Source organism: Massilia sp. TSP1-1-2, assembly GCF_049896185.1.
Classification (GTDB): Bacteria; Pseudomonadota; Gammaproteobacteria; order Burkholderiales; family Burkholderiaceae_D; genus Telluria_A.
The window spans coordinates 36,271-49,286 of record NZ_JAFCTU010000040.1 but is presented as its reverse complement, the minus strand read 5'-3'; the positions used below and the strand labels follow the sequence as shown (position 1 = coordinate 49,286).

2 protein-coding genes are annotated in these 13,016 nt (G+C 67.3%); both read left to right on the top strand.

Annotated elements, in window-relative coordinates; genetic code table 11:
* A partial coding sequence (locus ACP7BV_RS23800; RefSeq protein ID WP_426107312.1) for a phosphopantetheine-binding protein occupies positions 1-1,920 on the top strand: 1,920 nt, incomplete at its 5' end.
* A 41-nt stretch (positions 1,921-1,961) separates the two neighbouring features.
* The gene (locus ACP7BV_RS23795) at positions 1,962-13,013 is read left to right on the top strand and encodes an amino acid adenylation domain-containing protein (protein WP_426107311.1); all 11,052 of its coding nucleotides are present in this window, start codon (positions 1,962-1,964) and stop codon (positions 13,011-13,013) included.
* Positions 13,014-13,016: the final 3 nt, after the last annotated feature.

The window sequence follows — 13,016 nt, the reverse complement described above, 5'->3', positions numbered from 1 at the left end:
CGGCTGGACCAGCAGGTCAAGGTGCGCGGGCACCGGGTGGAGCTGGGCGAAATTGAAAGCGCGCTGCGCGAGCATCCGGCCGTCAAAGATGCGGTGGCGACAGTGCGCGAAGACAGCCCTGGCGAAAAACGCCTGGTGGCGTACGTGGTGCCGCAGCTGGAAAAAGCGCTCCAACAAGTGGAGCAGGGCGAGAATGAACCGGAGCTGGGGAACCGCCAGGTGGCCGAATGGCAGGAACTGTATGAGCAGTCGGTGTACGCGGGCGGCGCGCAGGCGGGTGAAGCGCAGGCGGAAGAATTTGCGCTGAGCGGCTGGAACAGCAGCTACACGGGCGAACCGATCGACGTGTGGCAAATGCGCGAATGGGTGCAGGCGACGGTTGACCGGATCGGCGCATTGGGCGCGCGCAGCGCATGGGAAATTGGCTGCGGCACCGGCTTGCTGCTGCTGCGCCTGGCCGGCGCCACCGAGCACTATCTGGGCACCGATTTCGCACAGGGCGCGCTGGACTATGTGGAACGGCGCGCGGGCGCACTGGGCTTAGGCCAGGTGACGCTGGAACGCAGACTGGCGGACTGCTTCGACGGCATGCCGGCGCGGCGCTTCGACACGGTTGTGCTGAATTCGATTGTGCAGTACTTCCCCGACCGCGCCTATCTAGACCGGGTGCTGGAAGGGGCGCTCGATGCCGTGGCCGATGGCGGCACGGTGTTCATTGGCGACGTGCGCAGCCTGCCGCTGCTCGAGACGTTCCACGCGTCGGTGCAATCGTGGCAGGCCGCAGGCGGCACGCCAGCCGGACAGCTGCGCGAGCGCGTGGCGCGCCAGATGGCGATGGAAAAGGAGCTGGTACTCTCGCCCGCCTATTTCCTGGATCTGGCACAGCGCCTGGGACGCGTGGCGCATGTGGAAGTGCTGCACAAGCACGGCCACGCCAGCAACGAACTGACCGGTTACCGCTACGACGTGGTACTGCACATTGGTCCCAAGCAGGAAGGCGCCGCGCTGGTGCTCGATTGGCTGGACTGGCGCCAGCAGGGACTGGACGAAGCTGGCTTGCGCACGCTGCTGGCGGGCCAGGCGCCGACGGTCGCCCGGCTGGGACTGGCGCGCATTCCGAATGCGCGCACGGTCGCCGACGCGGCGCTGGCGCGCGCATTGCAGGAAGCCGGTTCCGAGCTGCCGCTGGCACGCCTGCAGGAACAGGCGGCAGATGCGGCGCAGGGTGCGTCCCAGCCGCAGGCGCTGGTGGAGCTGGCCCGTGAACTGGGTTGGACGGCGCGGCTGCGCTGGAGTGGCGCGCAGCAGGACGAGACCTGCTTCGACCTGGTGCTGGAGCGCGTCGGAGCGGCGCCCGCATGGATCGCGCCGCAGGCGCTGCCCGCTGCCGGCTGGGTGGCGAGCAACCAGCCACTGGCAGGACAGATGATGGAAGAGCTGCTGCCGGCACTGCGCGCGCACCTGCAAGCACGGTTGCCGGAATACGCGCAGCCGGGCGCGCTGGTGCTGCTCGAGTGGCTGCCCACCACGGCCAATGGCAAGGTGGACTACCGGCGCCTGCCGGCGCCAAAAGGCGCTGGCAGCACCCAGGAACGGGTGGAGCCGCGCAACGCGCTGGAGCAGGAGCTGGCGCAGATCTGGTCGCAGCTGCTCCGGGTGGAACGCATTGGCGTGCACGACAATTTCTTTGAACTGGGCGGCCATTCGCTGCTCGCCATCCAGGGCATTGCCCGCATCCGGGAACGGCTGCAGGTCGATGTGCCGCTCCAGGTTTGCTTTGCCAACCCCACGCTGGAAGGGCTGGCACGGGCGGTGGAGGAAGTCCGGGCCACAGTGGCTGCGGCCCCCGCCGCGCCGCGCATCACGCGCTTGGACCGCAAGGCGACGACACGTCCGGCGCCCGCTGCCCCGAAGCGCTGAACCGCATGCACCACGACACGACATTGACAGGCTCAAAGACTATGATGACATCCACTTCGGCTAGCGCCACGCCACCTGGCGAAGACGATGCGTTCTATGAATTCGAGGCGTCGTTTGCCCAGCAGCGGCTCTGGTTTCTGGATCAGCTCACGCCGGGCTCGCCGTTCTACAACCTGCCGGTGGCGTTGCGCATGCGCGGGGCGCTCGATACCAACTTGCTGCGCGCCTGCCTGGATGCGCTCGTGCAGCGCCATGAGTCGCTGCGCACCACGTTCGCCGAAAGTGAAGGCCAGCTGTTGCAGTTGATACGGCCCGAGGGCCAGGTATGCTGGACCGAGCGCCACCTGGAAGAAGGCGACAGCAGCGCAGGGGCGCAGCGCGCCTTTGAGGAAGCGCTGGCGGAAGGGCAGCGGCCATTCGACCTGCAACGTGGGCCGCTGTTTCGCGCTTGCCTGCTGCACATCGCCGAGCAGGACTGGGTGCTGTGCCTGAGCATGCACCATATTGTTTCCGATGGCTGGTCGCTGGGCGTGCTGGTGCGCGAACTGGGCGCGCTGTATCGGGCCGGGCTGGCCGGGGAGCAGCTGGCATTGCCGGAACTCGAATTCCAATACCCGGACTACAGTCACTGGCAGCGCGAATGGATGAGCGGCGAGGCGCAGGATCGTCAACTCGCGTACTGGCATGCCAAGCTGCAGGATGCGCCTGCGAGAACGGCGCTGCCCACCGATTTTCCGCGCCCGCACAAGCAATCCTATCGCGGCGACCTGCTGCCGGTGGAGATCGACCCGGCGCTGACCGCTGCGCTGCGCGCGCTCGCCACGCGCGCCGGCACCTCCTTGTTCATGGTGGTGCTGGCCGCCTACCAGACGCTGCTCTGGCGGCACGCGGGGCAGACCGACATCAGCGTCGGCGTACCGGTAGCCAACCGGCCAAGAATGGAACTGGAAGGCTTGATCGGATGCCTGATCAACACGCTCGTCATGCGCGCGCAGATTGATCCTGAGGCCTCGTTCCTGGTCTTGCTGGGCCAGGTCAAGCAGGCCGCGCTTGAAGCGTTCGCGCACCAGGACTTGCCGTTCGAAAGGCTGGTCGAGCACCTCAAGCCGGCCCGGGACCTGAGCCATGCGCCGCTGTTTCAAACCATGTTCATGCTGCAGAACATGCCGATGGATGCATTCTCCCTGCCCGGAGTCGACTGTGTTCCACTTGACCTGAATATCGGGACGGCGAAATTTGACCTTACGCTCTCGCTGACCGAACGGGGCGACAGTCTGGTCGGCTATCTTGAATATGCCTGCGACCTGTTTGAGCGCGCCACGGTCGCCCGCATGGCCGGCCATCTGGCCACGCTTTTGCGCTCGCTCGTGCGCACGCCCGAACTGCCGCTGGCGGCTTTGCCCTGGATGCCGAGCGACGAGCAGGACGTGCTGGCGCGTGCCTGGAGTGTGGGCGCAGCCGGGCCCGAATCGTCAACCCTGCTGCATCGGTTCGACGCACAGTGCGCGGCTCACCCCGACGCGATCGCTCTGGAAGAAGACGCCGGCCGGCGCCGTCTCACCTACGGGGAACTGGACGAGCGCTCGGCAGCCTTTGCGGCGCGCCTGCAGGCAGCCGGCGTCGGCCCCGACACGCGCGTGGCGCTGTGCATGGAGCGCTCCATCGAGCTGGTGGTCGCGTTGATCGGTATCGTGCGCGCCGGCGGCGCCTATGTGCCGCTGGACCCTGCATATCCGGCCGAACGGCTGGCCTACATCCTGCGCGACTGCGCGCCGGTGGCCCTGGTCGCCACCGCGCAGACGCTCGCGAATCTGCCGCCGTCGGCACTGCCGGTGATCGACCCGACGGCGCTTGACGCGGCCGCGCCCATGGCCAACGTCAAGCACGCACTGCACCGGCATAGCCTGGCCTATGTGCTGTACACCTCCGGTTCCACCGGGCGCCCGAAGGGCGTTGCGGTCACCCACGGCGCGCTGGACAACTTTTTGCATGCCATGGGCAGTGAACCCGGCTGCACAGCCGGCGAGGGCGTGCTGGCGCTCACTTCCATCTCCTTCGATATCGCGGGCCTGGAGCTGCTGCTGCCGCTGGTCAGCGGCGCACGGGTCGTCATGGTCTCGCGCGAGGACGCCCGCGATCCGCTGCAGATCGCCGCCCACGTGGCGGCGGGACGGGTGACCTTGATGCAGGCAACGCCGTCGACCTGGCGCATGCTGCTCGACGCCGGCTGGACGGCGCCGCAAGGCATGCGCTGCCTGTGCGGCGGCGAAGCCATGCCGCGCTCGCTCGCCGCGCGCCTGCTCAGTGGCGGCGCGCGCCTGTGGAATGTGTATGGCCCGACCGAGACGACCGTCTGGTCCACCGCGACTGAAATCACGGCCTGCGACGTTGACCCACTGATCGGCCGTCCGCTGCGCAACACGCGCGTGCATGTGCTGGACAAATGGCTGCTGCCGGTGCCTGCCGGAGTGTGGGGTGAGCTCTACATCGCGGGCGAAGGCCTGGCGCGCGGCTATCTGGCGCGTCCCGATCTGACGGCGGAGCGCTTCGTCCCCGAACCGTTCGGCGCGCGCGCCGGAGAGCGGATGTATCACACCGGCGACGTGGTGCGCTGGCGGGCCGACGGGCAGTTGGAGTACCTCGGCCGGGGCGACGGCCAGGTCAAGATCCGCGGTTTTCGCATCGAGCTCGGTGAAATCGAGCACCAGCTGTCACTGCATGCGCAGGTCGCCTCGGCGGTGGTGCTGGCCCGCGCCGATGCGCCGGGCGAACAACGCCTGGTCGCGTATGTCACGCTCGTTGACGCCCGTGATGGCATTGCCGCCACGCTCAAGGCGCATCTGCAGTCGGCGCTGCCGGACTACATGGTGCCATCGCTGTACGTGGTCCTGGACCAGCTGCCATTGACCCCGAACGGCAAGATCGACCGTCAGGCACTGCCTGCGCCGGACGTCACGCTGGCGCCGGATCTGGTCGCGCCGCGCACCGCCAACGAGCTGCTGCTCGCGCAGATCTGGGCGGAGGCCCTGGGACGCGACGCTCACCAGACCATTGGCGTGCATGAGAATTTCTTCGATATCGGCGGGCACTCGCTGCTGGCCACGCACGTGCTGGCCAAGATCCGCGCCGCATTCGACCTGGAGCTGCCGCTGCGCGCGTTGTTCGACGCCGGCACCATCGCCACGCTGGCCGAGCGTATCGCGCAGGCGCGCCAGGAACAGGGCGGTGCGGGCGCCGCGCCGGCCATGCCCGCGATCACGCGCTGCGAGCGCAACGTGCCACTGGCGCTGTCGTTCGCCCAGCAGCGGCTCTGGTTTATCGACCAGCTTGAAGGCAGCACTGCGCTGTACAACATGCCGGCCGCCGTGCGCCTGCGCGGCAGTCTGGACGCCGACGCGCTCAAGCGCAGCCTTGACGAGATCGTGCGGCGCCATGAAGCGCTGCGTACGCGTTTTGTCACGCTGGACGGGCAGCCGCATCAGGTGGTCGATGCGGCGGCAGGCAGTGCGCTCGCATTCACTGACCTCACTAGCCTGGACCGCGCCGAGCGCGAACAGCAAGCCGGCCAGCTGGCGCGCCAGGAAGCGCAGACGCCCTTCAAGCTGGACGGCGGCGCATTGCTGCGCGCCCGCCTGATCCGCCTGCAGGAAGACGAGCACATGGTGCTGCTGACGATGCACCACATTGCGTCGGACGGCTGGTCGATCGGCATCCTGGTGCGCGAAATGGCCGCGCTGTACCTGGCTTATTCGCAGGGACAGCCGTCCCCGCTGCCGGAACTGGCGATCCAGTACGCCGATTTCGCCCACTGGCAGCGCAGCTGGCTGCAGGGCGACGCGCTGGCGCAGCAAATGGGCTACTGGAAGGAGCAACTGAGCGGTGCACTGACGCTGCTGACCTTGCCGACCGACCGGCCGCGTCCCGCGATGCCGAGCTATCGCGGCGCCAGGCTGGCGTTCACCATTGACGCGGCCACCACGGCCGCCCTGCAGGCGCTCAGCCGCCAGGCCGGCGCGACCCTGTTCATGACCTTGACCGCCGCTTTCAACGTGCTGCTGTCGCGCCATGCCGGGCAAAGCGATATCTGCATCGGCACCCCGATCGCCAATCGCCGTCACGCTGAACTTGAGCCGCTGATCGGCTTTTTCGTCAACACCCTCGTGCTGCGCACCCAGGTGGACGGCACGGCATCCTTCAGCGCGCTGCTGCAGCAAGTGCGCGCCACCGCGCTGCAAGCCTATGCGCACCAGGATCTGCCGTTTGAGCAGCTGGTCGAAGCGCTCAATCCCGAACGCCACACCAGCCACGCGCCCGTGTTCCAGGCGATGCTGGCCATGCTCAATGCGCCGATGGACGAGGTGGTGCTGCCGGGCCTGACGATGCAGGCCCTGCCCGCGACGGATACGCCGGCCAAGTTCGACCTGACCTGGCATGTGCAGGAAGAAGGCGGGCAGTTGCTCACCAGTTTTGAGTACAGCACCGACCTGTTTGACGCCCGGACCATGCAGCGCATGGCAGCTCACCTGAGCGCGCTGCTCCAGGCGGCGGTCGCGCAGCCGCAGTGCGCGCTCGACCAACTGGACATGCTTGGGGCAAGCGAACGCGCCCAGCTGCTTTACGGCTGGAACGACACCGCCGCGGAGCGCGGACAGTCGGGGTGCGTGGATCGGTTCACCGTTGACTCGGTCCAGCAACTGTTCGAAGCGCAGGTCCGGCTGACGCCAGACGCTGTCGCGGTGGTGTACGAAGGCGCGCAGCTAAGCTATGCGGAACTGAACGCGCGCGCCAACCAGTTGGCCCACTATCTGCGCCGCGCCGGTGTGGGGCCGGACATGACGGTCGGTCTGTGCGTGGAACGCTCGCTGGACATGGCCATTGGCGTGCTCGGTGCGCTCAAGGCCGGCGCCGCCTATGTGCCGCTCGACCCGGCCTATCCGCCTGAGCGCCTGGCGTACATGCTCGCTGATGCGCGCCCGGCGGTGCTGCTTACCCAGCAGCGCTTCATTGACGGCGGCGAGCTGCAGCCCGGCGGCGACATTGCCGTGTTCTGTCTCGACACCCAGGCGGCGCAACTCGATGCGCTGCCCACGTCTGATCCGCACAACAGCACCGGCCCCGACAACCTGGCTTACGTGATCTACACGTCAGGCTCCACCGGCAAGCCGAAAGGCACCTCGCTGCCGCACCGCGCATTGGCTAATCTGCTGATCTGGAGCGAGCAAGCCTTGCCCAAGCCGCGCCGCGCGCTGCAGTTCGCGTCCGTCAGCTTCGATGTCAGCTTCTGCGAAATGTTCACCAGCTGGCAGTCCGGCGGCACCTTGTTCATCGTGCCGGAAGACGTGCGCGTCGATCCTTATGCGCTGGCCGAGTTCATGACGCGCCACGCGATCGAAACGGCCACGCTGCCGGTGCTGGTCCTGCAGACCATTGCAGCGATCGCGCCGTCGGCACGGGTCGAGCTGTCGCACCTGAAAGAGATCATCGCCACCGGCGAAGCCTTGTCCGTCACCAGCGCCCTGCGCGACTTCCTGCGCCTGGACGGGCGCCGCCTGCACAACCATTACGGGCCGTCCGAAACCCACGTCGTCACAGCCTATACGCTGCCCGCAGATGGAACGTCTGGATCCGGATTGCCGCCCATCGGTCGCCCGATCGACCATACCCAGATCTACCTGCTCGACGCCAACCTCGCGCCGGTCGCCATCGGCGTGACCGGCGACCTGTACATCGCGGGCGAGAACCTGGCGCGCGGGTACCTGAACCGCCCCGACCTGACGGCGGAAAAGTTCATCCCCAATCCGTTTTGCCCCACACCGGGTGCGCGCATGTACCGCTCGGGCGACCTGGCGCGCTATCTGGCCGACGGCAACATCGAATACCTCGGCCGCAAGGACGGGCAAATCAAGCTGCGCGGCTTTCGCATCGAACTGGGCGAAATCGAAACGCGTATCCTGGCCATGGAGGAAGTGCGCGACGCCATTGTGATGCTGCGCGAAGACCAACCCGGCGACAAGGTCCTGGTAGCCTATCTGACGCTGGCGCAGGGCGTGCAAAGCGAACGGGTGAATGACCTTGGCGCTGCGCTCAGGCAGGTGCTGCCCGACTACATGGTGCCGGCGCATTTCGTGGTGCTGGAGAGCTGGCCGTTAACCGTCAACGGCAAGATCAACCGCAAGGCGCTGCCGGCGCCGCAGATGCTGCGCGGCGAGCATGGCTTTTGCGCGCCACGCACGGCGACTGAACAGACGCTGGCGCAGATCTGGGCCGGCTTGCTCAAGCTCGACCAGGTGGGCGTTCACGATAATTTTTTCCATATCGGCGGCCATTCGCTGCTGGCCACGCAAGTGCTGGCCAAGGTGCGCGCCACGTTCGCGCTCGAGCTGCCGCTGCGCGCGCTGTTTGACGCGCCGACGCTCAGCGCGCTGGCCCAGCGCATCGATCAGGCGCGCAAGGAGCAGGGCGCTGCAAACGGGCTGCCGGCATTGCCGGCTATCGCGCGGGCCGACCGCAACGCGCCGCTGGCGCTCTCGTTCGGCCAGCAGCGATTGTGGTTCATCGACCAGCTGGAAGGCAGCACGGCGCTGTATAACGTACCGGCTGCTGTGCGCCTGCGCGGCAGTCTGGACGCCGATGCGCTGGCGCGCAGCCTGAGCGAAATCATGCGCCGCCATGAATCGCTGCGCACCCGTTTTGCCAATGTGGGCGGGGAGCCGCGCCAGCTTGTGATCCCTGCGACTGGCTGTGCGCTCGCGTTCACGGACCTAACCGAGCTAACCGGCCTGGACGGCGCCGGGCGCGAAGCGCAAGCCGCCCAGTTGGCCTGTGAAGAAGCGCAAACCCCGTTCAGGCTGGACGGCGGCGCACTGCTGCGCGCCCGGCTGATTCGCATGGCGCCGGACGAGCACATCGTGCTGCTAACGATGCACCACATCGCCTCGGACGGCTGGTCGATCGGCATCCTGGTGCGCGAACTGGCCGCGCTGTACACGGCCTATGCGCAAGGGCAGGCGTCGCCGCTGCCGGAACCGGCGATCCAGTATGCCGATTTCGCCCAGTGGCAGCGCGCCTGGCTGCAGGGAGACACGCTGGCGCAGCAACTGCTCTACTGGAAGGAGCAATTGAGCGGTGCGCCAACCTTGCTGACCTTGCCGACCGACCGTCCGCGGCCGGCTTCGCCAAGCCATCGCGGCGCCAGTCTCACCTTCGTCATCGGCGCGGCCACCACGGCCGCCTTGCAAACGCTCAGCCGCGACGCTGGCGCCACCTTGTTCATGACCTTGACCGCAGCCTTCAACGTGCTGCTGGCGCGCCATGCCGGGCAGAGCGACATTTGCATCGGCACGCCGATCGCGAATCGCCGCCACGCCGAGCTGGAGCCGCTGATCGGCTTTTTTGTCAATACGCTGGTGCTGCGCACCCAGGTCGATGGCACCACCTCCTTCAGCGAACTGCTGCAGCAGGTGCGCGCCACCGCGCTGGCCGCGTATGCGCACCAGGACCTGCCGTTCGAGCAGCTGATCGAAGCGCTCAATCCCGAGCGCCACACCAGCCACGCACCGGTGTGCCAGGTGATGCTGGCGCTGCAAAATACGCCGGACGACGCGCTGGCGTTGCCAGGCCTGCGCATGGACGTGCTGCCGGCGGCGCAACTGCCGGCCAAGCTCGACCTGACCTGGTATGCGCGCCAAGAGGGCGCTCAGTTGCTCTGCACCTTTGAATACAGCACCGATCTGTTCGACGCGGCGAATATGGCGCGCATGGCGGGGCACCTGACACGCCTGCTCGACGCGGTGGCGGCCGACCCGGCGCATCAAGTGGGCACGCTGCCGATGCTGTCGGCGGGCGAGCGCGAACAGTTGCTGGTCACGTGGAACCAGACCGATGTCGCCTATCCCACCGCGCCATGCATCCACCAATTGTTCGAAGCGCAGGTGGCGCGCACGCCGGACCAGGTGGCGCTTAGCTGCCAAGGTGAACGAATCAGCTTCGCGCAATTAAATGCCCGCGCCAACCGCGCCGCACACAGTCTGCGCGCGCGCGGCATCGAACCGGGGGCGGTGGTCGGGGTCTGCCTGGAGCGCAATGCGGACTTGATCGTCGCGCTGCTGGCGGTGCTCAAAGCCGGCGCCGCCTACCTGCCGCTGGACCCGGCCTATCCGGCCGAGCGCTTGCGCTTCATGCTGGACGACGCCGCCACCACGCTGGTGCTGGCGCATGCCCGCTTTGGCGACCTTGTGGCGGGCTCCAAGGCGCCGGTCCAGGTAATCGACAGCGCCTGGGGCGAGGGCGAAAGCGCCGCCAACCCGGCGCCGCTTGTCTCCCCGCAGGACCTGGCCTACCTGATCTACACCTCCGGCTCGACCGGCAAGCCCAAAGGCGTGGCGATTGAACACCGCGCCACCGTCACGCTGCTGCACTGGGCGCGCGACGCCTTTACGCCGGCACAGCGCGCCGGCATGCTGGCCTCGACCTCGGTGTGCTTTGACCTGTCGGTATTCGAGGTCTTTGTGCCCCTCAGCTGGGGCGGGCGCATCCTGCTGGTGGAAAATGCGCTGCATCTGCCGACCATGCAGGACCAGGGCAGTCTCACCTTCATCAATACCGTCCCTTCGGCGATGACGGAACTGGTGCGCTTGAACCAGGTGCCGGCCGGCGTCAAAGTGGTCGGCCTGGCCGGAGAACCCCTACAAAACGCGCTGGCGCAAAGTCTTTATCAGGCGGGCGTCGAAAGCGTCTATAACCTGTATGGACCGTCGGAAGACACCACCTACTCGACGTTCGACCGGATCGCGCCGGGCAGCCTGGATGCAGTCTCGATCGGGCGCCCGGTCGCCAACACGTGCCTGTACATCCTGGACGCGTTCCTGCAGCCGGTGGCGCTGGGCGTGGCCGGTGAACTGTACATTGGCGGCGCCGGCCTGGCGCGCGGCTATCTGCACCGTCCCGAGTTGACGCAGGCGGCCTTCATTGCCGACCCGTTCAGCACCGCGCCGGGCGCGCGCCTGTACCGGACCGGCGACCTGGCGCGTTACCGCGCCGACGGCCGCGTCGATTACCTCGGGCGCATCGATCACCAGGTCAAGCTGCGCGGCTACCGCATCGAACTGGGCGACATCGAAGCGGCGCTCTTGAACCACGGCGCCGTGCGTGAAGCGGTGCTGCAGGTACGTGAAGACAAGCCTGGTGAGCGGCGTTTGGTCGCCTACCTGGTGGCCGCCGGCGATGCGCCGGATGTGGGCGTGCTGCGCAGCTTCTTGCTGGGCAAGCTGCCGGGCTACATGGTGCCGTCGGCCTTTGTCGTGCTCGCGCAGTTGCCGCTCACGCCCAACGGTAAGGTTGACCGCAAGGCACTGCCGGCACCCGTGCTGCCTGCCACGCTCGCGGCAGCGCCCGAGGTCATGACGGCCACGCAGCAGCAAGTGGCCGCCATCTGGCGCGAGCTGCTGGGCGTGCCGCAGGTGGGACTGCATGACAATTTCTTCGACCTGGGCGGGCATTCGCTGCTGGCGCTGCGGATGGTTGCGGAACTCGAGCAAAAGCTGGCCTGGCGCGGTTCGGTGGCCGCAGTCTTTGAGCATCCGACGCTGGCGCAGCTGGCCGACCGGGTGACCCTCGATGGCGCTGAAGTGCATGAAGCTCGCCTCGAAACAGTGGTAGGCGACAGCAACGACGCGCCACTGTCGTTCGCCCAACAGGGCGTCTGGTTCATGCATCAATTCGATGTGGCCCGCGCCGCCTACCTGATGCCGGCCGCAGTGCGCATTGACGGACCGCTCGACGCCGACTGCCTGCATGCGGCGCTGCGCCAGCTGACGCAGCGCCAGCACAGCCTGCGCACGGGCTTTGTCACGCAAGACGGGGTGGCGCTGCAGCGGGTGTTTGCCGAGGTGGCCATTGACCTGCCGGTGCTTGACATCGGCCCCGGCACCGAGGAAGAACTGGCCGCCCGCACCAGCGCGCAAATCGCCGCGTTCAGGAACCAGGATTTCGATCTGGCCCAGGCGCCGCTGTGGCGCTGCATGCTGCTGCGCGCCACGCCAGAGCGCCACGTGCTGCTGCTCGTGCAGCACCATATTGTCTCGGACGGCTGGTCGGCCCATATCCTCATCAGCGAACTGGTGACGCTGTATCTGGCGCAGCGCGATCAGCGCGCGGCGCAGTTGCCGCCTTTGACGCTCCAGTATGCCGATTTTGCGCGCCGCGAGCGCCGTGAACTCGATGAGGACGCGTTCCGGGAGCCACTCGCCTATTGGCGCACCCAGCTTGCACAACTGCCCCCGCCGTTCGAACTGGCCGGCAGCAAGGCGGCGCCGCTGGAAAGAAGCTACCGCGGCGCGGTGCGCTATTTTGTGGTGCCGGCCGACGTGCGCGGCGCGCTGGCCGCGTATGCGCGCACGCAGCGCGTCTCGGTCTACATGGCCACGCTGACGGCGTTCACGCTGGTGCTCGGCCACTACGGGCGCCAGCGCGACATCGTAATCGGTTCACCCGCAGTGAACCGCCCGCGCGCCGAACTGCAAAATCTGATCGGCTATTTTGTCGATTCGCTGGTGCTGCGCCTGCGCTTTAATGAGCGCATGGCGCTGCCTGAACTGATCGGCGAGAGCCGCAAGGTGGTGCTTGAGGCGCAGCAGCACCGCGCCATCCCGTTCGAGCAACTGGTCGACAAGCTGCGCGTCGAACGGTCGCTTGGCAGCACACCGCTGTTCCAGGTGTGGTTCAACTACCAGAACGATTTGGGCGCCATCGTCGATGCCGACAATCTGCGTCTGACGCCTTTGCCGATCGACGACGACGTGGCCAAGTTCGACCTGTCGCTGACGATCAGTGAAACCGACGATGAGCTGCGCGGCTATCTGACCTATGCGGTCGATCGCATCGATGACGCCCAGGCCAAATGCGTCATCGAGCGCCTGTGCGACCTGCTGCGTCTGATGCCTGCGATGGGGGCGCCTTCGTTGGGCGCGATCGACGAGGCGCTCGACGCCTTGGCGGCGCAGCGCGAGCAGGAGGCGCAGGCCGAGCGCAGCAAGCAGGACGGCGCGTTCCTGCGCTCGCTGCGGGCGCGGCGCACTTCCTTGCCGGCCGGGTAAGCA

Coding starts and splice junctions, on each gene's coding strand:
- ACP7BV_RS23795 (WP_426107311.1), top strand. CDS start 1,962: ATGATGACATCCACTTCGGCTAGCGCCACGCCACCTGGCGAAGACGAT.